This is a genomic window from Amycolatopsis thailandensis (assembly GCF_002234405.1).
GTDB lineage: Bacteria > Actinomycetota > Actinomycetes > Mycobacteriales > Pseudonocardiaceae > Amycolatopsis > Amycolatopsis thailandensis.
Window position 1 is genome coordinate 60,178 of the sequence record NZ_NMQT01000025.1, and the last position, 25,347, is coordinate 85,524.

Below are 25,347 nucleotides of genomic sequence, written 5' to 3' on the forward strand. Positions count from 1 at the left end.
CCTATCCGCGGCTGAGGGCCTGGTACTCCACTGGGCTGTGGGCCGAGAACACGGTGATCTCGTCGGCGTGTTCTGGGCTCAGCTCCCGCAGCCGTTCGACGTTCTCCAGACGCGGCTTGCGCAGCGTCTGCACCATGTTCTGGAACGCGGTCATCCCCGGCGGGCAGTGCGGTTTCACCGGATCCATCTGACCGTGGAAGAAGTACGCGTCACCCGCGTGCAGCAGCCAGCCGTCGCCGGTGTCGACCGCGACCCCGGTGTGGCCCTTGGTGTGTCCCGCGAGCGGCACCAGCAGGATCTCCGGCGGCAGGCCCTTGAGCTCGCGGACGGCCTGGAAGCCGAACCACTCGTCACCGGCCTCGTCGTAGGTGCTCCACAAGGGACGGTGGGCGAACTGGTTGGCGCGGAACCGGAACTTCTCGCTCGCGTTCGCGGGTGAGGTCGCCGCGTCGTGCTCCGAGGTGCGGACGTGCACGACCGCGTTCGGGAAGTCCGCGAGCCCGCCCGCGTGATCGACGTCGAGGTGGGTGCAGACGATGTGCCGCACGTCCTCCGGCTTGTGGCCGAGCGCTTCGATCTGGTGGGCGGCCGTTTCCACCTCGACCGGCTTCGCGCCGACCATGATCGTGAACGGCGTGCCGAGCCACGCGCCGGGATTCGCGACACCCTTGCGGCCGAAACCGGTGTCCACCAGCACGAGCCCGTCGCCGGTCTCGATCAGAAGGCAGTGCGCCACCAGCTCCGAGCGGCGCAGCAGACCGGGCTGGCCGTCGAGGAACTTGCCTCCCGGCGCCCGCATCGTGCCGCAGTTCAGATGGTGGACCTTCATAGCCTGCTCCTCTGGCTGAGCCGTTCGAATGCGGTGGCGTCGTGCGCGGCGAAGACCGTCACTTCGTCACCGTTGTTACTGACAAGTTCGCGCAGCCGGCGCTGGTTGTCCAGTCGTGCGGTTTTCTCCGTCTGCATGTACGACTCGAAGAAGCCGAGTGCGAAGGGGATGTGCGGCTTTTCCGCCAGTTCGCCGCCGTGGAAGACGGCGTCACCGGCGTTGAGGAGCCAGCCGTCACCCGTGTCGACAGCGACGCCGGCGTGGCCGCGGGTGTGCCCGGCGAGGGGGATGATCAGCACGTCCGGAACCCCTTCGAGCTCGCGGACGGCGTCGAAACCGAACCAGGGCTCGCCGTCGGCGCGGTACGACTTCCAGATCGGGCCGTGGCTGAACTGGACCTTCCGGTAGCGGCCGGCCTCCTTGCGGTCGACCGGCTTTTCGAGCGCCTGGAGCTCGCGGGCGTGCACGTGGACCCGCGCCCGCGGGAAGTCGACGAGCCCGCCCGCGTGATCGAGGTCGAGGTGGGTGAGCACGATGTCGCGCACGTCGGCCGGGTCGAAGCCGAGTTCGCGGATCTGCGTGGTGGCGCTGAGGTCGTCGTCGCTGTCGGGGTGGACCAGCCGGACGAAACCGGCGCCGAGCCATTCGGCCGGCCGGGTGACTGTCGGGGTCCCGACGCCGGTCTCGATGAGCACGAGCCCGGTGTCGGTCTCCAGTAGAAGGCAGTGGCAGATCAGTTCCGCGCGGCGGAACAGGCCGGGTTTGCCGTCGACGAGTTTGCCGCCGAGTGGCCGCATGGTCCCGCAGTTGAGATGGTGGACGCGCATCAGGGCAGCTCCCGTTCGAGTGTGGTGCGAAGGTGAGGGGCGATCGCGCGCAGCGGCGCGGTGTCGTGCAACGTCTTGGCCAGCAGCAAGCCGCCCTCGACGGCGGCGAGGACGACTGTCGCCAGGTGAGCCGCCTTGTCGGTGTTCAGCGCTTCGGCGATCAGGGTGTGCCAGGAGGTGTAACCGTCGGCGCAGGCCCGGCGGATCTCCTCGCTGTCACCCGACGCGTCGAGCGCGACCGTCGCGAGCGGGCAACCTCGCTGGAAATTCGACTCCTCCAAGGACTTCGCGAGCGCGTCGACGACGTTCTCGATGCCCGTGATCACGTCGGGCGAGCTCGCGACGATCGTGCGCAGCTGGTCGCAGAGCCGATCGGCGGACTGGCGGATGGCCTCGGCGGCCAGCTGTTCCTTGCCGCCGGGGAAGTGGAAGTAGAGCGATCCCTTGGGCGCGCCGACGGCGGCGACGAGCTGGTTGAGACCGGTGGCGTGATAACCCTGCTGGTGGAAGAGCTCGGCGGCGGAGTCGAGCATGCGCTGCCGGGTGTCGGTGCGGCGGACCATGCGACCGACTGTAGCTCAAACTATGACGACCGGTCTAGTAAGACTGGTTTACACAAACCCTCTGTTTTACGAATGTTTGTGTAAACTGGGCAGTGAACCGACCGGCGGCCGAAGGGAGCGGACATGGTCGACTCGGCCCAGTTGCTCCCGGTCGCGCGGGCGGCGCAGGTTCTGGACATTTCACGAGAGCGCGTCCGCGAACTCGTGCACGGCGGCAGGCTCGACGCGATTCGGATCGGCCGCGAACTGCTGATCGATGCCCGATCGGTCGAGCATCGGAAGAGCGTGGTGAAGCCCGCTGCCGGCCGCCCGCTTTCCGCGCGGATGGCCTGGGGATTCTTGTGGTCGCTGAGCGGCTGTCACCCGTCGTGGATCTCGCCGTCCGAGCGGGTCCGGCTCAAGCGCTACGCGCAGGAACGCGAGCCCGCTCAATGGCCGCGCCTGCTCTCCGGCCGTGCGCGCGTGTACCGCGTCCGGATGCTGGCGGGCCCGCTCGCACGGCTGCGGGAGGACCCGCATGCTGTCGTCAGCGGCCCGGCCGCCGCTGGTCATTACGGTGCCGATTTGATGGCGGGGGGCGCGGACGAGGAGTTCTACGTGGACGCCGCCCGTTTCGAGGACCTCGCGCGGTCACGACGGCTTCGACTGGACAGTGCGGAGCCCAACGCGGTGATCCGCGTTCCGGCCCTGTCTGGAGTTCTTCGTCCGCCGGGATCGGACGGCTACGCGATCCCGGCGGCCGTCGCGGCGGATCTGCTCGATGCCGGGGATGAGCGCTCTGTCCTTGCGGCGCAACAACTTCTCACCCTTACAGTAAGCCGGTGATGTCCCCAATGTGGCATTGGGGACGCTCAATGTCTCCAATGTGGCATTGGGGACATCACCGGTTTCGTCGCCTTCGTCCGCGAGATCCTCGGTGCCGCGTACGCCGAGGCGCTAGACGCCGATCGCGGACGCTGAACCGCCGAACTGTTGCCGCAGCTCGCGTTTGAGAAGTTTCCCGGAAGCGTTCTTCGGCAGTTCGCCGAGGAAGTGCACCGACTTCGGCACCTTGTGCGCCGCCAGTGACTTCTTGGCGAACTCGATCAACTCCGCTTCCTCGACGGACTCCTTCGCCACGACCACCGCGGCGATCGCCTCGATCCAGCGTTCGTGCGGCAGGCCGACGACGGCGACCTCGGCGACGGCGGGGTGTGCGTACAGCGCGTCCTCCACCTCGCGCGACGCGACGAGCACGCCGCCGGTGTTGACGACGTCCTTGATCCGGTCGACCACGAACAGGTAACCCTCCTCGTCCTGGCGCACCAGATCGCCGGAGTGGAACCAGCCACCCGTGAAAGCCTCCACCGACTCCTCGGGCTTGCCCCAGTAACCCGTGCATAGCTGGGGAGAGCGGTACACGACCTCGCCGAGTTCGCCCGGCGGGAGGTCGTTCATATCGGCGTCCACCACGCGCGTCTCGACGAACAAGACCGGGCGGCCGATGGAATCCGGTCGCGCGTCGTGCTCTTCGGGGCGCAGCACTGTCGCGAGTGGACCGATCTCCGACTGGCCGAAGCAGTTGTAGAAACCGACCCCCGGCAGCTGTCCGCGGAGTTTGTCCAGCACCGGCACGGGCATGATCGACGCGCCGTAGTACGCCTTGGTGAGACCGCTCAGATCCGCGTCCGCGAGGCCGGGGTGATTCGCGAGTCCCACCCAGACGGTCGGCGGGAAGAAGAGGGAAGTGACGCCCTGGCGCGGGATCCGCGCGAGGATGTCGCCGAGATCGGGCGCCTCGACGAGATGGTTCGTCGCGCCGACGGCCAGACCCGGCATGAGGAACACGTGCATCTGCGCCGAGTGGTACAGCGGCAGCGCGTGCAGCGGCACGTCGCGGTCGCTCAGGTCGAGCGCGGCGATGCAGGACGAGTATTCGTGCACCAGCGCGCGATGGGTGAGCATCGCGCCCTTCGGCCGGGAGGTCGTCCCGGAGGTGTAGAGCAGCTGTACGAGATCGTCGTCCGCGACACCGGACTCCTCGTGCGGGACGACGGTCTCGTCGAGCGCCCAGCCGAGAATGTCCGAAGTGGACTTATGGTCGGACGTCACGTGCTCGGCCAGCGCGGGATCGACGAAGGCGACAGCGGGTTCGGACTGGGTGAGCAGGTACTCGAGTTCTTCGCCGCGAGCGTTGAAGTTCACCGGCACGTGCACCAGCCCGGCCCGCGCGCAACCGAGGTACAGCAACAGGTACGCGTCGGAGTTCTTTCCGAACGCCGCGACGCGGTCACCGTGGACGAGTCCGCTTTCGAGCAGCTTCGCCGCGACCCGGCCCGCCGCGCGGTCGAGCTCCGCGTACGTCCACACGCGATCGGCGAACGTGAGCGCGACCCTGCCCGGGACGCGGCGCGCGCTCCGCTCCAGGACACGGCCGACGGTGCTGGGGTAGCCGGGAACGGTCATCGCGGCGGTCTCCTTCGTCCGGGCGGGGCATTCTCACAGTAACCTCGTCGGCATGGCCAATCCCACCGGAGAGCAGTTCGAGATCACCCGCGGCAACGCGCGCGCCGTCGTCACCGAGATCGGTGCCGGGTTGCGCGCGTTCGAGGTCGGCGGTGTGCCGTACGTCGAGGCGTTCGCCGAGGACGAGAAGCCGCCGAAGGGTGCCGGACAGGTGCTGCTGCCCTGGCCGAACCGCACCAAGGGCGGCCAGTGGGTCCACCAGGGCGAGAAGCAGCAGCTCCCGATCACCGAGGAGGCGCGCGGCAACGCGATCCACGGCCTGACCCGGCACGAAGAGTGGGAGCTGCTGGAGCACGCGGAGTCGTCGATCACCCTGGCCGTCGACGTCCCGGCGCAGCAGGGCTGGCCGGTGCCGTTGCGCGCGACGATCACCTACGAGATCTCGCCGCGCGAACTGGTCGTCACGCACGAGATCCGCAACGAGGGCGAGAGCCCGATCGGCGTCGGGCTCGGCACACACCCGTACTTCCGCGTCGGTGACGTGCCCACCGACGAGCTGACCCTGACGCTGCCCGCGAGCCGGGTCCGGCCGTACCTCGGCGACGAGCAGATGCCGTACGCCGAGGAGCAGGACGTCGAGGGGACCGAGTACGACTTCCGGTCCGGCAAGCTCCTTGAAGGCGTCGACCTCGACACGGCGTTCGGCGGGCTGAGCGTCGCGGACGACGGCAACCACCAGTTCGTCCTCTCGCACGGCGAGCGGGAGCTGGTGGTCTGGGCCGGGCCGGACTTCCACTGGGCGCAGGTGTTCACGCCGGACGACCTGGTCGGCCGCGGCCGGGCGGTGGCGATCGAGCCGATGACCTGCCCCGCCGACGCGCTCAACACCGGCACCGACCTGATCGAGCTGGAGCCCGCGTCCTCGTGGACCGGGAGCTGGGGAATCAGGGTGCGCTGATGGCATCACTGCCGTCGCCGCCGCTTCGGCTGGGGCCCGTGGACGCGGGCGAAGTGCTCACGCTGCAGCGCGCGGCGTACGTCCCGGAGGCGAGGGCGCACGAGGACATCGACCTCCCGCCGCTGCTGGAGACCTTCGAACAGACCAAGGAGGCCCTGGGCGATCCCGCGTGTTTCGCCTGGGGCGTCAGGGAATCCGGACGGCTGGTGGCGAGCGTCCGGATCGTCGTGGACGGCGGCGCCGGTCTCGTCGGCAGGCTCATCGTGGCCCCGGACAGGCAGGGACACGGGCTCGGCAGCGCGCTGCTTCTCGCCGCCGAAGCGGCCATGCCGCCGTCCGTGACCGTGTTCCGGCTGTTCACCGGCGAGCGCAGCGCCGGTCCGCTCCGGATGTACCGGAAGCTCGGCTACGTCGAGACGCACCGCACGCCCGAGGAACACTACGAGCTCGTCCACTTCGAAAAGCCCCGCGTGCGGACGGACGGCACAGTTCGTTAGCGTGTCAAAGTATGTCTGACAAAGCACAGGTCAAGGCCATCGTCGGTGGTTACGTCGTCCCTGTCGACGGTGAACCCATCGACGGCGGCACGGTCCTCATCGAGAACGGAAAGATCGTCGCGGTCGGCACGGACGCCGACGTCGACGTCCCCGACGACGCGGAACTGATCGACGCCGCGGGCAGCTGGGTGCTGCCCGGGTTCATCGACGCGCACGCCCACCTCGGCGTCCACGAGGACGGCGAAGGCTGGTCGGGCAACGACACCAACGAGATGACCGACCCCAACGGCGCGCGGTTCCGGGCGATCGACGGGATCGACCCGTACGAGCCCGGCTTCGACGACGCGCTCGCGGGCGGTGTCACCAGCGTCGTCATTAAGCCCGGCTCGGGGAACCCGATCGGCGGGCAGACGATCGGCGTCAAGACCTGGGGCCGGACAGTGCTCGACATGATCTTCGCCGAGGGTGTCAGCGTGAAGAGCGCGCTCGGCGAGAACCCGAAGCGGGTTTACGGCGACAGGAAGCAGACGCCGTCGACCAGGCTCGGCGTCGCGTCGACCATCCGCGACGCGTTCACCGCCGCGCGCAACTACGCCGCCCAGCGCGACCACGCCGTCGGCGAGGGCAAGCCGTTCGACGTCGACCTGACCAAGGAGACGCTGGCCAAGGTCCTCGACGGCGAGCTGTACTGGGACCAGCACGTCCACCGCGCCGACGACATGGTCACCGCGATCCGGCTGGCGGACGAGTTCGGCTACAAACTGGTGATCAACCACGGCACCGAAGGCCACCTGATCGCGGACCTGCTCGCCGAGCGCGACGTGCCGGTGATCCTCGGCCCGCTGTTCACCACCAAGTCCAAAGTGGAGCTGCGCAACCGCACCCTGCGCGCGCCCGGCATCCTCGCCAGGGCGGGCGTGCGGATCGCGATCACCACGGACCACCCGGTCGTGCCGATCAACTTCCTGGTGTACCAGGCGGCGCTGTCGGTGAAGGACGGCCTCGACCCGGAGACCGCGCTGAAGGCGCTGACCGTCAACCCGGCCGCGATGCTGGGCCTCGACGACCAGGTCGGCGCGCTGAAGCCGGGCCTCGACGCGGACGTGGCCATCTGGTCGGGCGACCCGCTGGACGTGATGAACCGCGCGATGCGGGTGTTCGTGCGCGGGCGCGAGGTCTACCACTTCGACGAGGAAGCCGGGGTCGGCGTCACCGAAGACAGGCGTTACCGCGAAGGCTGAGCATGCGGCCGTTCGGTCACGTGGGTCGTGAGTGGTAAGTGTCGTTCTAACGGCACTTACCACTCACGAGCACCTGGACCGGCCTGGTCGCCGGGCCGGAAGGCGTAACTCGCGTGATCAGACGGACGACAGGCCGTCCTTGCCACTCACGAGGTCGGTAGTGAAGCAGTTCCGTGCTCAGGAAAGCAGCCGGTCGAGGTCCAATTTCACCGGAAACGGCTCGGTGGCGGTGAATTCACCGGTCATGGCGGGAGCATCCTGATAGCCGAGTTCACCCGCTTGATGGCAGGCGACAAGCGAGACGGGCTCGCTGAGATCGACGATCCAGTAATGCGGAATCCCCGCGTCGGCGTACTCGCCGTGCTTGGTCACGTAGTCGGTGCGTTTCGAGCCCGGCGACACGATCTCGACCACCACGACGACGTCGTCCGCGTGATACATCGTGTCTTCTTCGTCGATCCGCTCGCCTGCTTCACGAAGGGCGATGATCAGGTCCGGACGCCTGGCGAAGCCCGGCTCACCAGGTGGAACCAGCCCTAGGTCGACGTCGATGTCCTGGACGAACTCGAGGTGATCGGGCAGCTGCGATTCCAGCTGTCTCGCCAAGGCGTACAGCGCCTTGTTGTGCCGCCTTTTGGGGCTCGGTGACATGACGAGGCGGCCTTCCACGAGCTCGGTGAATCCCGAATCGGGCTCACCGAGCGCCGCGTACTCCGCGACGGACAGCAGGTGCTCCGGGATGGCCCACCCTGACTCACCGTGCGACCCCGTTGTGGAAAAGGGAAGGGCTGTCACAGCGTCTCCTCACGTCTTCCACAGTGTCTCATGGCTGCCGAGTGACCACTGGTGATCATATCAGCGCGGAGAGTCAGGCCTTCCGGAGTTCCCGGGCGATCACCATGCGCTGGATCTGGTTCGTGCCCTCGAAGATCTGCGGCACCTTCGCCTCCCGCATGTACCGCTCCACCGGGAAGTCCTTGGTGTAGCCGGCGCCGCCGAGGACCTGCACCGCGTCGGTGGTCACCTTCATCGCGCCGTCGGTCGCGACGAGCTTCGCGATCGACGCCTGCCGCTGGAACGGCAGTCCGCGGTCGCGGCGCCGGGCGGCGTCGAGGTACATCGCGCGCGACGTCTCGACGGTGGCGGCCATGTCGGCCAGCAGGAACTCCAGGCCCTGGAACTCGATGATCGGCCGCCCGAACTGCGTGCGGCCCTTCGCGTATTCGAGGGCCTCGTCCAGCGCGGCCTGCGCGAGGCCGACGGCGCAGGCGGCGATGCCGAGGCGTCCGGAGCTGAGCGAGGACAGCGCGATCTTCAGCCCCTCGCCCTCCTCGCCGATCCGCCGGTCGGCGTCGACGGCGGCGTCCTCGAACAGCATCTGCGCGGTGGTCGACCCGGTGAGGCCCATTTTCCGCTCGGGCGGCGCGGCCGAGAGACCCGGCGTCGCCGCATCGACGAGCAGGCAGCTGATGCCCTGGCCGCCGTCGTCGCTGGTGCGCACCATGGTCGTGTAGAAGTCGGCCTCACCCGCATGGGTGATCCACGCCTTCGTGCCGTTCACGACGTACTGCTCGCCGTCGCGCCGCGCGCGGGTCGAGAGGGCGGCCGCGTCGGAGCCGGCGTGGGTCTCCGAGAGGGCGTACGCGCCCAGCAGACCGCCTTCCAGCATCGCGGGCAGCCAGCGGTCGCGCTGCTCGTCGCTGCCGTGGTGCGCCAGCGCGAAGCAGGACATCGTGTGCACCGACAGCCCGACGCCGACCGACATCCACGCGGCCGCGATCTCCTCGAGAACCTGCAGGTAGACCTCGTACGGCAGCTCGCCGCCACCCCATCGCTCCGCGTACGGCAGCCCGAGCAGCCCGGCCTGGCCGAGCAGGCGGAACTGCTCGCGCGGGAAGTGCGCGGTCTCTTCGTACTTGCTCGCGATCGGGGCGAGTTCCTCGCGTGCGATCTCCTTGGCCAGATCGATCAGATCCTGAGCCTCGGTGCTGGGCAGCAGACGGTCCGCCGGCATGATTCCTCCGCGCTGAACTGTACTCAAAACAGTACTGTGGGCTGATTCAGCGTACAGTAGATGGCGCTGGGGGGACACCGTCCGCGTAAGGGATAGTGATCCGATGACCGAGAGCAGGGCCCCGCGCCGTCAGCCCACCGCGCGTCAGCGAGCACTGCTCTCGGAACTCGAAGCCCTCTTCCTCTCCGAGGGGTTCTCGCAGTTCACGCTGGACGACCTCGCCGCCCGGCTCCACTGCTCGAAGTCGACCCTCTACGCGCTCGCGCCCAGCAAGGAGCAGCTCGCGGTCAAGGTGGTCGCGCACTTTTTCAAGGGCGCCGCCGAGCTCCTGGAGGAGCGGATCGGCGGTATCGACGACGCCCGCAAGATCCTCGGGGAGTACCTCGCCGGGATCTCCGAATACCTGAATCGCGCTTCGGCCGCTTTCATGACCGACATCGCCGAATTCGCGCCGGCGCGGGACGCGTATCAGCTCAACAGCCGCGCCGCGGCCCAGCGGATCCGGTCGTTCATCGACCGCGGCGTCACCGACGGTGTTTTCCGCGAGGTGCACGCGCGGCTGATCGCGGAAATGGCGGGGCTGATCATCGAGGGAATCCAGACCGGCGTGGTCGGTCAGCGCGCGGGTGTGACCGACGCCGAAGCCTTCACCGCTTTGTCGGAGCTTTTGCTTGGCGGGATCGCGACAAAAAATGTCCTGAACTGACAATCATGGTGGTTTCGCCGCCCTCTCGGCTAGCATCGCGCCCGTGATCGTGGTGGGTGGAGAGGCGCTGGTCGACCTCGTTCCTGGTGAACCGTTGGATTCCACTGTGGACGGTGGGCTGCGCGCCCTGCTGCCCCGGATGGGTGGTGGTCCGTACAACGTCGCGCTCGCCGCGGGTCGGCTCGGCGTCCCGACGGGCTTCCTTTCGCGCGTCTCGAACGACCGTTTCGGGGTCGCGCTGGTGGACCGGCTGCACGCCTCCGGCGTCGACACCGCCTTGCTGCAGCGGGGAAACGAGCCGACGACACTCGCCGTGGTCGCGCTCGACGAAAAGGGTTCCGCGCGGTACACCTTCTATACCGAGGGCACCGCGGACAGGCTCGTCGGCGACCCCGGCCCGCTGCCGGACGGTGTGACGGCGCTCTCGCTCGGCACTCTCGGCATGGTCCTGGAGCCGGGCGCGAGCACGTACGAAACCGTGTTGCGCCGTGAATCCGCCCGAGGCGTGCTGACCGTCCTCGACCCGAACATCCGCGCGGCGCTGATCACCGATCCGGCGGCTTACCGGGCGCGGTTCGAGTCCTGGCTGCCGCACATCCGCCTGCTCAAGATCTCCGACGACGACACGGAATGGCTCGCCGAAGGCGCCGATCCGGTCGAGGCGGCAAAGGTCTGGACCTCTCGCGGAGTCGACGCCGTGGTGCTCACCCGTGGCGCGCAGGGGTTGTCCGTCATCACACGGGCGGGGGAAATCGCGCAGGTCCCGTCACGCCGAGTCGCCGTCGTCGACACCATCGGCGCGGGGGACACCGTGCAGGGCGCGCTCCTGGCGTGGCTGTACTCGAACGGGGTGCGCGACGTGTCCACTCTCGACGCCGACGGCTGGCGCACGGCGCTCGAATTCGCGGCGAAAGCGGCGTCGATCACGGTCTCTCGGAGTGGGGCGGAACCGCCGACGGCCGACGATATGGCATCCGCCGTGTGAACCTGGTCCCAAAGGGGCTGTTGTGAGCAACTCACCCGCTGCGCGTTGACCCCATTCTCGACTAGCGTGGAGGGGAATTCATACCCCAGCGGGGCGGTGTGCAGCGAGGCCGTGGGTCACGCGCGTGAAAGAGGGCGTACCTGTGGAACCTACAGGCGCCGCCGGCCCGTGCTGAACGTGAGAGGGACTTACATGTCCGACGCGACGACGGCTGCGGGGCAGTCCGGCGAGACCGCGACGCTGCGCCTGCCCAACGGCGAGCACGAGTTCAAGGTGATCCACCCGGTCGAGGGTGCGCCTGGGATCGAGCTGGGGAAGCTGCTGGCGACGACCGGGTACATCACCCACGACCCGGGGTTCGTGAACACCGGTGCCGCGTCGTCGGCCATCACCTACATCGACGGTGACGCCGGCATCCTGCGCTACCGCGGGTACCCGATCGAGCAGCTGGCCGGGAAGTCGACCTTCATCGAGGTCTCGTACCTGCTCATCTACGGCGAGCTGCCCACCCAGGCCCAGCTGGACGAGTTCACCGGCAAGATCCAACGTCACACCCTGCTGCACGAAGACCTCAAGGCCTTCTTCAGCGGCTTCCCGCGCGACGCGCACCCGATGCCGGTGCTCTCCAGCGCGGTATCGGCGCTGTCGACCTTCTACCAGGACTCGCTCAACCCGTTCGACGAAGCGAACGTGGAGCTGTCCACCATCCGCCTGCTGGCCAAGGTCCCGACCCTGGCCGCGTACGCGTACAAGAAGTCCGTCGGCCAGCCGCTGCTGTACCCGGACAACTCGCTCGGCCTGGTCGAGAACTTCCTGCGGATGACCTTCGGCTTCCCGGCCGAGCCCTACGAGGTCGACCCGGACGTCGCCAAGGCGCTCGACCTGCTGTTCATCCTGCACGCCGACCACGAGCAGAACTGCTCGACCTCGACAGTGCGGCTCGTCGGCTCCTCCGAGGCGAACCTGTTCGCCTCGATCTCGGCGGGCATCAACGCCCTGTTCGGCCCGCTGCACGGTGGCGCCAACAGCGCAGTCCTGGACATGCTCGAGGGCATCCAGGCCGATGGCGGCGACGTCGCGGACTTCGTCCGGCGCGTGAAGAACAAGGAAAAGGGTGTCCGCCTGATGGGCTTCGGGCACCGGGTCTACAAGAACTACGACCCGCGCGCGAAGATCATCAAGAACACCGCGGACGAGATCCTCTCCAAGCTCAAGGGCGGCGACCAGCTGCTCGACATCGCGAAGAAGCTGGAAGAGACCGCGCTCTCGGACGACTACTTCATCGAGCGGAAGCTGTACCCGAACGTCGACTTCTACACCGGTCTGATCTACCGGGCGCTCGGCTTCCCGACGAAGTACTTCACCGTGCTCTTCGCGCTGGGCCGTCTGCCGGGCTGGATCGCGCACTGGCGCGAGATGATCCAGGACCCGGCCACCAAGATCGGCCGCCCGCGGCAGATCTACACCGGCTCCGCCGAGCGGGACTACGCGCCGATCTCGGAGCGCTGACCCTCCGGTCTCGCAAGTGTCATAAGGGGTCCCCATAGGGCGAAAAACGTCCCATGGGGACCCCTCATGACATCCGGGGGCCGGACTGCGCTCACCGCCGGTACCGCTTAGGGTTCCCGGGTGACCAAAGAAGCCCCCGTAGTGCTGTGGTTCCGCCGCGACCTGCGCCTCGGCGACCACGCCGCCCTGCTGGAAGCCTCGAAGCACAGCAAGCACGTCCTCGCGCTGTACGTCCTCGACGACGCGCTCCTCAAGCCCTCCGGCGCCCCGCGCGTCGCGTTCCTGCACGGCTGCCTCAAGGCGTTGGACGACCAGCTCGGCGGACGGCTGATGCTCGTCAAGGGCGACCCGGTCAAGGAGGTCGTGAAAGCCGCGCGGGAGATCGGCGCCGCGGCCGTGCACGTCAGCTCGGACACCGGCCCGTACGGCCGCCGCCGCGACGACGAGGTCAAGAAGGCCTTGGCGGAGCACGACATCGCCTGGACCGAGACAGGGTCCTCGTACGCGATCACCCCCGGCAGGATCACCAAACCGGACGGCGACCCCTACCGCGTCTTCACCCCGTTCTACCGCGCCTGGGTGCGCCACGGCTGGCCGCGCCCGGCGGACACCGGAAAGTCCATAGTGGACTGGGTGGAACCACCGCGGTCGGTCAAGCTCCCCAAATCCCCGTCGCTCAAGGGAATGGAGCTGCCGGAGCCCGGCGAGAAGGCCGCGCTGGAGCGCTGGCACGAGTTCCTCGACGACGGCCTGGAGACCTACGACGAGGACCGCGACCGCCCGGATCGCCCCGGTACGACAAGGCTTTCGCCGTATCTGCGCTGGGGTTGCGTCCACCCGCGCACCTTGCTGGCCGACCTCGCCGGGAACGAGGGATCCGGCGCGAAATCGCTGCGCGGCGAGTTCGCCTGGCGCGAGTTCCACGCCGACGTCCTGTGGCACCGCCCCGAAACCGCGCGCAAGAACTACGACTCCCGCTTCGACGCCATGGAACACGAGAGCGACGACGAGGGCTTCAAACGCTGGTGCGAGGGGCGCACCGGATTCCCGATCGTCGACGCGGGGATGCGGCAGCTGCTCGCCGAGGGCTGGATGCACAACCGCGTCCGGATGATCGTCGCGAGTTTCCTGGTCAAGGACCTGCACTTGCCGTGGTGGCTGGGCGCCCGGCACTTCATGCGGCACCTCGTCGACGGCGACCTCGCGTCGAATCAGCTGAACTGGCAGTGGGTGGCGGGCAGCGGCACCGACGCCGCGCCGTACTTCCGGATCTTCAACCCGACCACGCAGGGGGAGAAGTTCGACCCCTCGGGCGAGTACGTCCGCCGTTACGTCCCCGAACTCCGCTCCGTGCAAGGGAAAGCGGTGCACAAGCCGCAGGGCGTCAAGGACTATCCGGCGCCGATGGTCGACCACGCCCACGAACGCCAGGTCGCCCTGGAGCGCTACGGCGCCATCAAAGGTACGTGAAGGCCCCCTTCATGTACCTAGGCGCGATGAAGGGGGCCTTCACGTACTTGGGGGTCAGCCCTTCAGGGCCTCGGAAAGCTTGATCCGGCTGCCGACCCGCAGGACGCTGTTCTGGTAGATCCGCGCGCCCAGCCAGGTGAACAGGGCGATGGCGCCCACGGTCAGGCCCAGCGACAGCGCGACTTCCCACACCTCGACGGTCCCGGCCGCGATCCGCGCGGGCATCAGCACCGGCGAGAGCAACGGCACCAGGGACAGGATCTTCGTCCCCGTGCCCTCGGGGGACTGCGCCAGCAGGTTGAACCCGACGACGAAGCCGAGGATCAGCACGATGTTGACCGGGCCGATGACCGACTGGGTGTCCTCCTGCCGGGAGACCAGCGAACCCATCGCGCCGTAGACGGTGGCGTACAGCAGAAACCCGAGCAGGTACCAGACCACACCCCACAGCAGCGCGCCCGTCGCGACCCCGGACAGCGTCAGGACGTTGGTCGCCGAGGCGACGATCAACCCCGCGCCGCCGATGATGACCAGCTGCGTCAGCCCGACCAGGCCGAGCCCGATCACCTTGCCCAGCAACAGATGCCACGGCCGGACGGTGGAGAGCAGGATCTCGACGACCCGGCTGGACTTCTCCTCGACCACACCCTGCGCGACCAGCGTCCCGTAGGTCACGATGCTCATGTAGAGCAGCACGGCCACGATCAGCCCGATCACCATCCGCTGGGACTTCTCCGGATCCGGCGGCTTGATCGAGTCGACCTCGACCTGCGTCTGCCCGACCGTGCGCATCACCTCGTCGGGGGACTTCTGGGCCTCGGAAAGGATGCCGTTCAGCACTTCCTGCTGGGACACGCCGTTCAGCACGGTGCGCAGCTTGGTGTCCAATTCGGACTTGACGAGCACCTTCAGCTCGGTGGCGTTGCCGGACAGCAACGCGTCGAGATCGCCGCTCTCGACCTGCGTCTTGCCCTGCGCCGGATCGGCGACGGTGACGGTCTCGATCTTTTCGCCGATCGCCTCACCCGCCTTCTGGAGCTGCTGCGCGATCCCGGCGGTCTGCCCGGTGAGCCCGATCTTGCTCTTGTCCTGGTTGTCGGCCAGCGTCGACTGCAGCAGGACGTAGCCCATCAGGATGACCAGCAGCACGGCGGTGCCGACCACGAAGGACCGCGTGCGCAGCCGGGTGTTCAGTTCACGTTTGGCGATGAGCCAGACCGCGCGCCATGAGGAAACGGTTTTCATGCGGAAACTCCCTGTGCGGCGGGCTTCTCGGCGACGGCGTCGCGGAACAGCTCGGTCAGCGATCGCCTGCGCTTGGTGAATTCGGTGACCGGCCCGGTGGCCAGCGCCGCGGCGAGCACGGCCTGATCGTCGGCTCCCGCCTCGAGTTCGAGGATCGACGTCGGGCCGTTCTGCTCGACGGACCGGACACCGGGAACGGCCGAAGCCCAGCCAGGCGCGGCATTGGGCGCTGTGACGACGAGGCCGTTGCCCGCGCCCGCGGTCAGCTCGCCGACGGTGCCCGAGGCGACCATCCGTCCACTTCGGATGATGCCGACCCGGTCGCACAACCGCTCGACCAGATCCAGCTGGTGACTGGAGAACACCACCGGCACCCCGGTCGCCGCCTTCTCGCGCAGCACACCGCTCATCACGTCCACGGCCAGCGGATCGAGGCCGGAGAAAGGCTCGTCCAGCACGAGGACGCGCGGATCGTGCACCAGCGCGGCCGCGAGCTGCACGCGCTGCTGGTTGCCGAGGCTCAGCTTCTGGACCTCGTCCTTCTTACGCTCGGTCAGCCCGAGCCGGGCGATCCAGTTCTCGGCGCTGCGGTGGGCGTCGTTGGCCGACATCCCGTGCAGTTCGGCGAGGTAGACCAGCTGCTCCAGCACCTTCATCTTCGGGTACAGGCCGCGTTCCTCCGGCATGTACCCGATGTGCGTGCGGGTCTCGTGGGTGATCGGCGCGCCGCCGAGGCGCACCTGGCCGGAGTCGGCCGCCAGCACCCCGAGGACGATCCGCATCGTGGTGGTCTTGCCCGCGCCGTTGCTGCCGACGAACCCGAACAGCTCACCGGGCTGGACCTCGAAGCTCACCTCGTCCAGCGCGACCTTCGCGCCGTACTTCTTGGAGATCCGGTCGATCTCCAGTTTCCCCTCGGTCATTTCCACTTGCCCTCCTCCAAATACCGCACGAGCGCCGTGATCCCCCGATGGACGCCGGAAACCGTGCGGTTGCGCTGGATCAAGCCGTCCAGCTTGACGTTGCTCACCACCGAAGTGGCCCGGTAAACCAATACGGCCCTGACCGCGCCGCCGAACACCCCGCCCGCCACCAAAGCGACGGCGATCACCCCGATCGACACCTTGTGGCGCCGCTTGTGGCCGGTCATGCCGGAATCCCCTCGTCGAAGTCCTCTGGATCGTCGTCCGGCAGCTTCCAGGCGAGCCAGAGCGCCGGCAGCGACGTACCGAAGACGAACAACGCCGCTGTCATCGAAGAAAGCAACGAGCCTGAATCCGGCTGCTCGGCCGCGTAGAGCCCGTAGGCGAGGTCCACCAGCATCAGCAGGCAGATCCCTTGGAACGCCGCGTAGTGCGCGCGGTCGCGCAGCAGCAGTTCGCGCTCGTCGAGGTCCTTCGCCGCGGAGCCGGGTCTGCCGACCGAACGGCGCAACACGGCCGCGGCGCCGACGCACAGGCACAGCCCGGGGCCCATCATGCCGACGGCGAACCACAACGTCGGTTCGCGCAGCAACGCGGCTCCGGCGATGACCACGAGGTGACCGATCACCGCGGCGACGGCGAGCCGCCGCCGATCCGAACGGGTCCTGGTGACGGTCATGCGGGGGTCACCTCCTCGAAGTCCTCGGGATCGTCGTCCGGCAGCGACCAGCCCAGGATGACGCCGGACAGCGTGGTGCCGGCGACCAGGAGCGCGCAGCCCATCATCGCGCCGCGCGCGCCGCCGTCCTCGGTGCCGGAGACGAGCAGGCCGTAGAACACCGCGACGATCATCAGCGCGACCAGGACCTGGTAGCTGATGAACGTGGCACGGTGGCGCCATTCCCGCTCGCGCTCGTCGAGCCGGATGGAGAAGCCATTGCTCATCTTGCCGGTCAGGATCCGCAGCAGGTAGTGCGCGCCGCCCGCGACGATGCTGCCGCCGAACCAGCACACGAAGAAGACCACTTCGGGCGCCTTGTGGAACAGGGCGGCGCCGGTGATGAGCACCAGGTTGCCCGCCACCACGAACACGCTCAACGTCCGCCGCCGTTTCCTCGTCCGCCAGGACGGAAGCCGCTGGGCTCGCTTGCGTTCCAGTGCCTCCCAGCGCTCCTGCTGGCGCTCCCAGTACGTCGCGAGACGGCCTCGTTCCTCACTCATGTTCCCCCCTCCCGGTAGACCTGAGTGGACAGTGGCGTGAACGGTTCGCGGCTGAATACGGCCTCGACCGGGAGGTCGAACACCGCGCAGATGCGAAACGCCAGGTCGAGGCTCGGGTAGTGGTCGCCTCGTTCGAGTGCGCCGATGGTCTGCGGATTGACCTCGACCGCCGTCGCGAGGGCGGCCCGGCTCAGTCCGCGCTCGGCGCGAAGTACGGGAAGCCGGTTGTAGATCGGCAGCTCTTTGCCGCGTCTGACCGGGCTCATGGAACATACTGTTGCAAAAACCCAACGACTCGTCAAGTTGAGGGCGCGCTTCACCGCATCTAGAGGACTAAATGCGGTAGTTGCGCACGCAAGTACCGCATTCAGAGGACGAAACGCAGTCAGGCGAGGCCGGCGAGCGACTTGTCGACGAGTTCCTGGACGCGGGCGCGGGCGGCCTCGGCGTCGGAGGTGACCAGGCTGAGCCGGGTGCGGCGCTCCAGGACGTCCTCGACGTCGAGCGCGCCCTCGTGCCGCACGGCCCAGACGACCTCCGCCGCGCTGATCTCGGTGCCGGCGGACAGCGGCAGGCCCAGTTCCGGATCGACCTCGCCGAGCGCCGCGACACGCGGCGCTTCGGTGCCGTACTTGGCGACCAGCCGGGCCGGTGCGTCCACAGAGGACAGACGATGGCGCGGAGTCGCGCCGAGCAAAGGGAGCCGGGGCGTGGTCGACGGCCCGGCACGCAGCCCGGACCGCTTCAACGCCGCATCGACGGCGTCCTCGGCCATCTTCCGGTACGTCGTCAGCTTGCCGCCGACGACGGTGAGCACGCCGTCGGAGCCGGTCACCACCGCGTGTTTGCGCGAGAGATCCGCGCTGCGTCCGCCGCCGCCTTCGACCAGTGGCCGCAGTCCGGCGAACGAGCCCGCGACGTCGGCGCGGGTCAGCGGGCGGGTGAACGCCTTCGACGCCACTTCGAGCAGGAAGTCCACATCGGACTCCGGCACGATCGGCACGCGCGGGACCGGGCCGTCCGTCGGTTCGTCGGTGACCCCGACGAACACGCGGCCGTCGGGTTGCGGCAGCAGGAAGACGAACCGGTTGTTCTCACCGGGGACGGGGACGTTGACCGACGTCGCGCCGATCCGTGCCGCCCCCGAAGCCAGGATGAGATGGGAACCGCGGGACGGCCGAAGCCGCACCGACTCCGCCAGCTCGCCCGCCCAGACGCCCGTCGCGTTGACGACCTGACCGGCGCGGATCTCGATCTCCTGCCCGGTGAGCCGGTCGCGGGCCAGCACGGAATCGGCGTCGAGCCGGAGGGCTTCGACCCGCGTGAGGATCTTCGCGCCGCGTGACGCCGCCGTGCGCGCCAGGCTCACCACGAGCCGCGCGTCGTCGGTCAGCGCGCCGTCGTAGGCCAGCAGCGCGCCGCGCAGGCCTTGGGGCGACAGGCCGGGCGTGAGCGCGAGCGCCTCCGCGGCCGGGATCGACCGCGGCCGGGGCAGCACCGACGCCGGGGTCCTGGCCGCCCGGCGGAGCCCGTCACCGGCGACGAGGCCGGTCATGATGAACGCCTGCTGACCGCGGGAAGTCTCGGGATACAGCGGGAACAGCTGCGGGATCGCCCGGGTGAGATGCGGGGCGGTGCGGGTCATCAGGATCCCGCGTTCGACCGCGCTTTCGTGCGCCAGCGCCAGATCGCCCTTGGCGAGGTACCGAAGCCCGCCGTGGACCAGCTTGCTGGACCAGCGCGACGTGCCGTACGCCAGGTCGTACGCCTCGATCAGCGCCACCGAGAGCCCGCGCGCGGCCGCGTCCAGCGCGATCCCCGTGCCGGTGACACCGCCGCCGACCACCACCAGGTCGACCCGCTCGCCGCCGGCCAGCGCCGCGAGCTCCCGCTCACGTCGCAGAGCGTTCAGCGAGCCCGGCGTCACGGTCGCAACGCCGCGTCGAGCACGTGGGCGAACTCCGCCATCAGGGCTTTCTCGTTCACGTCCGCGGTGGCGGGCCGGTAGGAGAACGTGAAGGACTGGATGAGCAGCAACAGGGTGCGCGCCTGCGAGGGCAGGTCGCCCTTGCGGATCGAGCCGTCTTCGTGGCCGCCTCGCAGCAGGTGCAGGATCACGCCCTCGGCGAAGCGCTGGGTCTTCCCGAGCCGCTCGACGATGTAGGGCAGGACCAGCTCGGGGTCGAGGTCCAGCAGCGTGCGGAACAACGGGTCGCCCGACAGCGCGGCGACGGCGGCCGTCGAACTCTGGACGAGCTTCTCGCGGAAGTGGGCCGGTTCGACCTCCGGTTCGGCGGCGCCTTGCAGCAGGCCGCCGAATTCCCGGGTCATGAGGGTGGCGAGCACGCTGCGCACGTCCGGGAACCGGCGGTAGACGGTCATCCGGCTGACCTTCGCCGTCCGCGCTATCTCGGCGAGCGTGGTTCGCCGCACGCCGACGGCGAGCACGCACTTCTTCGCCGCGTCGAGCAGAACGTCGTCGGACACGCGTGTCGAGGCCTGGCGGGATCGGGTGTCCGCCAGTGCCGAGACGCCTGTTTCCGCAGGTGAGTGACGTTTTACGTCCATATGTAACACTGTAGTCGTGACCGAGCTTATTGACCACCGGTTAAGACGATCCTGGACGCCCGAGGCGGGTGACGCGGCACACCTTCCGGCGAAGGCGCTGCGGTGGCTCGTCCAGCGTATCGGCCCGCTGGCCGCCGCGGCGCCGTTCGCACCCGAATCGGCGCTGTCCGTTCCCGAACCGCGACTGGACGAACAGCCGAAGCGAGACCTCGAAGACCTCGTCGGCGCCGAACACGTTCTGGCGACGCCGGGGGAACGGCTCGCGCGGGCGAGCGGCCTGTCCTATCTGGACTTGGTGCGGCGCCGCGGGTTCGGTGATTTTCCGGTGCCGGACGCCGTCGTCCTGCCGGGCAATCCCGGCGAAGTCCAGTCGGTGCTGGAAATCTGCGCACGGCACGACGTCGGCGTCGTCCCGTTCGGCGGCGGGACGTCGGTGGTCGGCGGGGTCTCGGCGCTGCGCGGGGACAAGAGCGCGGTGATCGCGCTCGACCTCACCAGGCTCGACGGCCTGGTCTCCGTCGACCCGGTCTCCCGGATCGCGGTCCTGCAGGCGGGGGTCACCGGCCCGGAGGCCGATCGGCTGCTCGCCGGGCACGGTTTCACCCTCGGGCACGTGCCCCAGTCCTACGAACGCGCCACGATCGGCGGCTACGCCGCGACCCGGTCCGCCGGGCAGGCCTCTTCGGGTTACGGCCGGTTCGAGGACATGGTCAAGGGCGTCCGGCTCGCGACCCCGCGCGGCGAATGGAAACTCGGCGTCGCGCCGGCGTCGGCCGCCGGACCCGATCTGCGGCACCTCGCCGTCGGCAGCGAGGGCGCGCTCGGCGTGATCACCGAGGTCGCCCTCCGCGTCCGCCCCGTCCCGGAAGTCCGCCGCTACGAGGGCTACGTCCTCGACGGCTGGGAGAACGGCACGGCGGCGGTCCGCGAACTCGCCCAGCGGCACGTGCTCGCGGACGTCACACGACTGTCCGATGTGGACGAAAGCGAGGTTTCGCTCGCGCTCAACGACAACTGGAAGACCAAGGCGCTGCGACGGTATCTCAAGGCGCGCGGAGTCCACGCGCCCTGCCTGCTGATCGTCGGCTGGGAAGGCGCGTCGAAACGCGAGGTCGCCCGGCGACGCCAGGAGACCACGCGGGTGCTGGAGCCGTTCGGCGCCGTCCGCATCGGCGCCGCGCTCGGCGAATCCTGGCGCCGCGGCCGGTTTTCCGGACCCCGGCAGCGGGACGCCTTGCTGGACAACGGTGTCTGCGTCGAAACCCTGGAAACCGCCGCGTACTGGGCGGAACTGAGCGACTTGCGCGACGCCGTCCGCGCCGCGCTCACGGCCACGCTCGGCCGGGCCGTCATCATGTGCCACGTCTCGCACGCGTACGAAACGGGCGCTTCGCTGTACTTCACCGTGCTCACCGCGCGCGACGAGGCCGATCCGATCGGCCAATGGCAGCGGGCGAAGGCGGCGGCGTCGGAGGCGATCACCGGGATCGGCACCATTTCGCACCACCACGCCGTCGGTGTCGACCACGCGCGGTACCTGTCGGCGGAGATCGGTGAAATCGGCGTCGAAGTGTTGCGGGCGGCGAAAAAGGTCGTGGATCCGGCCGGGATCCTCAATCCCGGGAAGCTTCTTTGACCAGCGTCCCGGCCTCGACCAGCGTGCAGTCCAGGCCGTGCGTCTCGGCGGGGATTCCTTCCAGCGCCGCGGCCCGGCGCTGTTCGAGGTCGGCGACGCGGATGTGCCTGCCGTCCACCAGGATCGGCAGGCGGATGTCCGCGGCGCCGACGTAGGCCACCACGTCGTCGAGCACGGTGCCGTCGTCGAGGGTGATGGCCGGTGCGGTCAGCCGCACCAGGCGGTAGCGCTGCCCGTTGCCCTCGCATTCGTCGAGGACGGCGATCTGCTCCGGGGTCGCGAACCAGACGGCGTGCTCCTCGACGATGCCCGGGGCGGCGGCGAGCGTGGCGGGCCGCTGCCCGTCCCGGAACCGCAGGCCGGACGCCCAGACCGCGGCCAGGTCGGTGCAGCGGGCGTTACAGACGACGACCGGGCCCGTCAGGCCCATGTTCTCCCGCAGCCAGGTGATCTTCGACGGGCACGCGTTCGAGCCGTAGGCCAGCACGGCTTGGCGCTCGCGCCAGCCTTCCGGCGCGGTGTCGAGACTGTGCCCGGCGCCGTCGAAGTGGACGAACGAATGACCTGGCCGCGCTCCCGGGTACGGGTCGGCGGGGAAATCGGCGTCGGTGAAGAGTTTCACCACGTCACCTCGTACGGCATACCCACCTCCGAGTAGTCGACTCCGTAGCTTGCCACGGAATCGACTCCGGCCGCGAGATCCGCTCGGGTGGGGAACCGATTCAGTTGGGCGTGATGATGTAAGCGACCCCTCCCGGGCCGCTGGAAACGCCGCCCGTGGTGTTGTATCGCTTGGTGCGCTGCCAGATCGTCTCGAACTGGTGTCGCTTGTAGACGTTCCGGACGCGGTCGTTGCTGCTGGCGGCCGGGTCGTTCGCGATCACGTCGCCGTCCTTCGTGAAGCCGACGACGACCATGATGTGCCCGGCGGTGCCGTAGCCCGCGCCGTCGAGTTCCTCGGCCTTGAACGACTGCGACGTGATCACCGGGATGCCGCGCGCGATGTAGTTTTCGAGTTCGTTCAAGGAGTGCAAACGGGTGATGTGCCCACGCAGTCCGAGTGAAGCGGCGTACGCGGTGTTGAACGGCCAGTTGCCGGTTCCGTCGTAGGCGTAGTCGAACGTGTAACGGGCCGCGTACGCGACTGTCGGATCGACGTAACCCTCCGGGATCCACGCCATGTCCTCGGCCTTGGGCCGTTTGCCCCAGTACTCGGCCACCATTTCGGTGGACGTGGGGCTGCACCAGTTCTCCCCGCCGCCCCCGTATTCCGGGAACTGTCCTTTGTGGAGGTTCTGGGCGTAGGCGGGCACCTTGAGCTCGATGCCGGTGGCGCGGCCCGGTTTCGTCGCCCGGACCTCGAACCGGTCCGGGACCAGCGACGTCATGGCGCCGACCGACGTCACCGACGGCGTGGCGCGGGAACCGGCCTCGCGATAAAGGCTCACCCGCAGCTGATACGACCTGAGCGCGACTCCCGCCTTCATGACGAGCGTGTCGACGTCGACCGCGGCGTTGGCGTCGCTCTGGCCGTCGACGCTGGTGCGCTTGATGTCGGCGTCCCCGGCGGCCCACCGCCCCATGACGTACCAGGCGGTTTCGGCGCCCGACGCGGTGCGGCCCTTCGCCTCGATCTTGATCCAGGTCTTGGCCGGTGTCTTCGCGTTCCACGACGCGACCAGCTGGGAGGCGTCGAAGCCCTGCTTGCGACTCCTCGACGTCCATTGGCCGTATTCGTAGGTTTTCGTGGTGCCGAGTGCCGGTTCCGTGTGCTCGACGGTGCCGATCGGGCGGTCGATGCGCAGCGCGCCGCGGTCGAGGTCGAGCCCCTCCAGTCTGCCGTCACGGAAACCGTGTCGACCGGACCATTCGTGGTGGTCGATCGACTCGTCGTCTCCGCGGCCGGGGCCCGCCTCCGCCGTCTGTGCCGTCACCGCGGTCAGCGTCGCGATCGTCAGCATCGTGACCAGCCCTCGTATGCGCATCCCGGCTCCATCCCTCGGTTCCACCCAGTAGGGAAGGGATTTTCGCCGGTCGCGCGAGGTATGTAAACAGTTGTCTGCAAGACGGCCCGAGCTTGTGTCGCTTTCGCGACCAGCGGGGCGCCGGGTGTCAGGCGAGGGGGTGGGGCAGCAGGAGTTCGGTGTTCTGGTCTTGGGCGGTACCGACGGCGCCGAGCGAGGCGTGGATGTCGTTGTACGAGAACTCCCGGTACAGCGACGCAAGCGCTTGCGTCGAGGTGTCCGAGTACGACGCCTCGTACGGTGCCTCCGCCTCGATCAGCGTCGTGAACAGCGAAAGCGTGCCGTCGGCGTTGTCGGCGACCTCGATGATCCGCGCGTGCTGCGGGAAGTCGATGTGCGACGCGGTGTTGATCTCCCAGAAGCCCTGCTTCGCCGTCTTGCCCGGGTGCGGGGTGATCTTGTTGTGGTGCGTGTGCCCGTTGACCCACGCCAGCACGTTCGGGAACCGGTTCAGCAGCGAGACGAACGTGTCGCCGTTGAGCCGCGGCTCCAGCGGGTGCCGCGCGTCCGGGAGGACGTTGCCCATGGTGTCGCTGGTGTGGTGGCTGAACAGGATGAACAGCTCGTCCGTCACGTTCTTCGTGACCTTGCGCCCGAAGAAGTCGTAGTACGTCGAGCTGTTGCGCTTGAGCGTGTTCTCCACCCAGGTGAACTGCCCGAGCCCGATCGACCCGTCGGCGAGACCGGCCATCGTCGTGGTGTCGAGGCTGATGCCGACGACGCCCGGCGCGATGCGGAAGGTGTAGTACACGTTCCGTCCGTCGGCGTTGTTCCCGCTGAACCCGTGGCCGACCGGGCCGGGTCCGGTGTTGGCGGTGTCGAGGTGATGCTGCACGAACTCCGCGGTGCTGAACGGCCGCCGTCGCTCGTCCGGGGTGATCTCGCGGATCGTGCCCGAACCGCCGAACAGTTCCGTGATCGGGACGCCGGAGCCAGAGCCGATCGCCTTGGCGAGCTTCCGCGACGTCGTCTCGTCCTTGCCGATCACCTTGAAGCGGCCGGTGTACCAGGCGTCCATCCCCGGCAGATCCGGCACGGTGCCGACGATGCTGTCGTCGTGGTTGCCGAAGGTGCAGAACCACGGGACGTCGAGACCGGGCGAGGTGAAGGTGTTCGACGCCGCGCCGAGCAGGCCGGGTAGCTGCGGGAAGCCCTTTTTCGTGTACGCGTCGTCCAGCGGCTTGCCGGGATTCCAGTAGTGCGAAGACCCGGACGTCTGGACGCCTTCGTGCGTGTTCGGGTCGCCGGACGTGGGGTTCACCGTGCCGCCGTTGAGCACCTTGAGGAACCATTCGAGCTCGATCAGCTCGTGGTTGTCGGTGTTGTCGCCGGTGGTGACCATGAAATCGATCGCCCGTCCGGTGAACGGGCCCGCCTTGAGGCTGTTCACGCGCTCCACCAGCGCCGTCGTCGCGACCGGGCCGAGCGTCTCCTGCGGCCGGTGCGCCGAGCCGACGAACGGGTGCAGGTACTCGAACCGCGCCGGGCTTTCGGCGTCGGTGAAGTGCAGGTCGGTGAACTGCGCGAACGAGGCCATCGCGCGGCGCCGGTCGTCGCGGCCGGACTTCGGCGCGGCGAGATCGCCCCGGACCACGAGCGGCCAGCCGGGGCCCGCGGTCAGCCGCGTGTAGTTCGGACCGCTCTTCAGCGGGGCCGCCGCGGATTCCAGCGTGGTGCCCGCGGTGC

General features: G+C 68.6%; 26 protein-coding genes. 9 read left to right on the forward strand and 17 right to left on the reverse strand.

The features are described from left to right. Position 1: 1 nt before the first annotated feature. Genes CFP71_RS08320 through CFP71_RS08330 form a run of 3 tightly spaced genes read right to left on the reverse strand, consistent with a single transcriptional unit; the run spans position 2 to position 2,219 of the window. Positions 2-829, reverse strand: coding sequence for an MBL fold metallo-hydrolase (locus CFP71_RS08320; RefSeq protein ID WP_093933245.1), 828 nt, complete (start codon positions 827-829; stop codon positions 2-4). Next, positions 826-1,656, reverse strand: a complete 831-nt coding sequence (locus CFP71_RS08325; RefSeq protein WP_093933246.1) for an MBL fold metallo-hydrolase — start codon at positions 1,654-1,656, stop codon at positions 826-828. Before CFP71_RS08325 ends, CFP71_RS08320 begins: the two co-directional genes overlap by 4 nt. After that, on the reverse strand, positions 1,656-2,219 hold the full coding sequence (locus CFP71_RS08330) for a TetR/AcrR family transcriptional regulator (RefSeq protein ID WP_093933247.1): 564 nt from the start codon (positions 2,217-2,219) through the stop codon (positions 1,656-1,658). The genes CFP71_RS08325 and CFP71_RS08330 overlap by 1 nt, the downstream gene beginning before the upstream one ends. Positions 2,220-2,342: 123 nt before the next feature. Between CFP71_RS08330 and CFP71_RS08335 the strand changes: the two genes are divergently transcribed. Then, positions 2,343-3,044: a helix-turn-helix domain-containing protein gene (locus CFP71_RS08335; RefSeq protein ID WP_093933248.1), complete on the forward strand. Its 702-nt coding sequence runs from the start codon at positions 2,343-2,345 to the stop codon at positions 3,042-3,044. Between the two features lie 111 nt (positions 3,045-3,155). Here the strand turns inward: CFP71_RS08335 and CFP71_RS08340 are convergent, their stop codons facing one another. Then, positions 3,156-4,664, reverse strand: a complete 1,509-nt coding sequence (locus tag CFP71_RS08340; RefSeq protein ID WP_093933249.1) for a fatty acyl-CoA synthetase — start codon at positions 4,662-4,664, stop codon at positions 3,156-3,158. Between the two features lie 52 nt (positions 4,665-4,716). Here CFP71_RS08340 and CFP71_RS08345 point away from each other — a divergent pair, with 52 nt between their 5' ends. From CFP71_RS08345 to CFP71_RS08355, 3 genes are read left to right on the forward strand one after another with little or no spacing between them, the layout of a single operon-like run. Continuing rightward, the gene (locus tag CFP71_RS08345) at positions 4,717-5,622 is read left to right on the forward strand and encodes an aldose 1-epimerase family protein (protein ID WP_093933250.1); all 906 of its coding nucleotides are present in this window, start codon (positions 4,717-4,719) and stop codon (positions 5,620-5,622) included. Further along, positions 5,622-6,119, forward strand: coding sequence for a GNAT family N-acetyltransferase (locus tag CFP71_RS08350; RefSeq protein WP_093933272.1), 498 nt, complete (start codon positions 5,622-5,624; stop codon positions 6,117-6,119). The genes CFP71_RS08345 and CFP71_RS08350 overlap by 1 nt, the downstream gene beginning before the upstream one ends. 11 nt (positions 6,120-6,130) lie before the next feature. After that, positions 6,131-7,360, forward strand: a complete 1,230-nt coding sequence (locus CFP71_RS08355) for an amidohydrolase (protein ID WP_093933251.1) — start codon at positions 6,131-6,133, stop codon at positions 7,358-7,360. A 177-nt stretch (positions 7,361-7,537) separates the two neighbouring features. On the opposite strand, the gene CFP71_RS08360 is transcribed toward CFP71_RS08355, so the two are convergent. Beyond that, a complete protein-coding gene (locus CFP71_RS08360; RefSeq protein WP_093933252.1) occupies positions 7,538-8,155 on the reverse strand; it encodes a Uma2 family endonuclease in 618 nt (205 codons plus the stop codon). 73 nt (positions 8,156-8,228) lie between these two features. Beyond that, complete coding sequence (locus CFP71_RS08365; protein ID WP_093933253.1) at positions 8,229-9,374, reverse strand: acyl-CoA dehydrogenase family protein; 1,146 nt, start codon at positions 9,372-9,374, stop codon at positions 8,229-8,231. Positions 9,375-9,477: 103 nt separating this feature from the next. Between CFP71_RS08365 and CFP71_RS08370 the strand changes: the two genes are divergently transcribed. The 4 genes from CFP71_RS08370 to CFP71_RS08385 all read left to right on the forward strand — a co-directional run bounded on the left by CFP71_RS08370 (position 9,478) and on the right by CFP71_RS08385 (position 14,044). Then, the gene (locus CFP71_RS08370) at positions 9,478-10,080 is read left to right on the forward strand and encodes a TetR/AcrR family transcriptional regulator (protein ID WP_093933254.1); all 603 of its coding nucleotides are present in this window, start codon (positions 9,478-9,480) and stop codon (positions 10,078-10,080) included. Between the two features lie 43 nt (positions 10,081-10,123). Then, positions 10,124-11,065: a carbohydrate kinase family protein gene (locus CFP71_RS08375; protein WP_093933255.1), complete on the forward strand. Its 942-nt coding sequence runs from the start codon at positions 10,124-10,126 to the stop codon at positions 11,063-11,065. 192 nt (positions 11,066-11,257) lie between these two features. Further along, entirely contained in the window at positions 11,258-12,574 is a 1,317-nt protein-coding gene (locus CFP71_RS08380; protein ID WP_093933256.1) for a citrate synthase, read from the forward strand. A 120-nt stretch (positions 12,575-12,694) separates the two neighbouring features. Continuing rightward, complete coding sequence (locus CFP71_RS08385; RefSeq protein WP_093933257.1) at positions 12,695-14,044, forward strand: cryptochrome/photolyase family protein; 1,350 nt, start codon at positions 12,695-12,697, stop codon at positions 14,042-14,044. A gap of 54 nt (positions 14,045-14,098) precedes the next feature. Here the strand turns inward: CFP71_RS08385 and CFP71_RS08390 are convergent, their stop codons facing one another. The 8 genes from CFP71_RS08390 to CFP71_RS08425 all read right to left on the reverse strand — a co-directional run bounded on the left by CFP71_RS08390 (position 14,099) and on the right by CFP71_RS08425 (position 19,920). After that, positions 14,099-15,289, reverse strand: a complete 1,191-nt coding sequence (locus CFP71_RS08390) for an ABC transporter permease (RefSeq protein ID WP_093933258.1) — start codon at positions 15,287-15,289, stop codon at positions 14,099-14,101. Then, complete coding sequence (locus CFP71_RS08395; protein WP_093933259.1) at positions 15,286-16,212, reverse strand: ABC transporter ATP-binding protein; 927 nt, start codon at positions 16,210-16,212, stop codon at positions 15,286-15,288. The genes CFP71_RS08390 and CFP71_RS08395 overlap by 4 nt, the downstream gene beginning before the upstream one ends. Then, the gene (locus CFP71_RS08400) at positions 16,209-16,439 is read right to left on the reverse strand and encodes a hypothetical protein (protein ID WP_093933260.1); all 231 of its coding nucleotides are present in this window, start codon (positions 16,437-16,439) and stop codon (positions 16,209-16,211) included. The genes CFP71_RS08395 and CFP71_RS08400 overlap by 4 nt, the downstream gene beginning before the upstream one ends. After that, complete coding sequence (locus CFP71_RS08405; protein ID WP_093933261.1) at positions 16,436-16,891, reverse strand: hypothetical protein; 456 nt, start codon at positions 16,889-16,891, stop codon at positions 16,436-16,438. Before CFP71_RS08405 ends, CFP71_RS08400 begins: the two co-directional genes overlap by 4 nt. Next, complete coding sequence (locus CFP71_RS08410; RefSeq protein WP_093933262.1) at positions 16,888-17,433, reverse strand: hypothetical protein; 546 nt, start codon at positions 17,431-17,433, stop codon at positions 16,888-16,890. Before CFP71_RS08410 ends, CFP71_RS08405 begins: the two co-directional genes overlap by 4 nt. Beyond that, positions 17,430-17,699: a helix-turn-helix transcriptional regulator gene (locus CFP71_RS08415; protein WP_005155992.1), complete on the reverse strand. Its 270-nt coding sequence runs from the start codon at positions 17,697-17,699 to the stop codon at positions 17,430-17,432. Before CFP71_RS08415 ends, CFP71_RS08410 begins: the two co-directional genes overlap by 4 nt. Before the next feature lie 119 nt (positions 17,700-17,818). Then, on the reverse strand, positions 17,819-19,360 hold the full coding sequence (locus CFP71_RS08420) for a glycerol-3-phosphate dehydrogenase/oxidase (protein ID WP_093933263.1): 1,542 nt from the start codon (positions 19,358-19,360) through the stop codon (positions 17,819-17,821). After that, complete coding sequence (locus tag CFP71_RS08425; protein ID WP_093933264.1) at positions 19,357-19,920, reverse strand: TetR/AcrR family transcriptional regulator; 564 nt, start codon at positions 19,918-19,920, stop codon at positions 19,357-19,359. Before CFP71_RS08425 ends, CFP71_RS08420 begins: the two co-directional genes overlap by 4 nt. Positions 19,921-20,017: 97 nt before the next feature. Between CFP71_RS08425 and CFP71_RS08430 the strand changes: the two genes are divergently transcribed. Then, complete coding sequence (locus CFP71_RS08430; protein ID WP_208635907.1) at positions 20,018-21,637, forward strand: FAD-binding oxidoreductase; 1,620 nt, start codon at positions 20,018-20,020, stop codon at positions 21,635-21,637. Here CFP71_RS08430 and CFP71_RS08435 read toward each other — a convergent pair. The 3 genes from CFP71_RS08435 to CFP71_RS08445 all read right to left on the reverse strand — a co-directional run. After that, positions 21,615-22,262, reverse strand: coding sequence for a gamma-glutamylcyclotransferase family protein (locus CFP71_RS08435; protein WP_093933265.1), 648 nt, complete (start codon positions 22,260-22,262; stop codon positions 21,615-21,617). The two genes, CFP71_RS08430 and CFP71_RS08435, sit on opposite strands and share 23 nt — an antisense overlap. 97 nt (positions 22,263-22,359) lie before the next feature. Further along, positions 22,360-23,622: a C39 family peptidase gene (locus CFP71_RS08440; RefSeq protein ID WP_208635908.1), complete on the reverse strand. Its 1,263-nt coding sequence runs from the start codon at positions 23,620-23,622 to the stop codon at positions 22,360-22,362. Positions 23,623-23,749: 127 nt separating this feature from the next. Then, on the reverse strand, positions 23,750-25,347 hold a 1,598-nt coding region (locus tag CFP71_RS08445), incomplete at its 5' end, for a TIGR03767 family metallophosphoesterase (protein ID WP_093933266.1).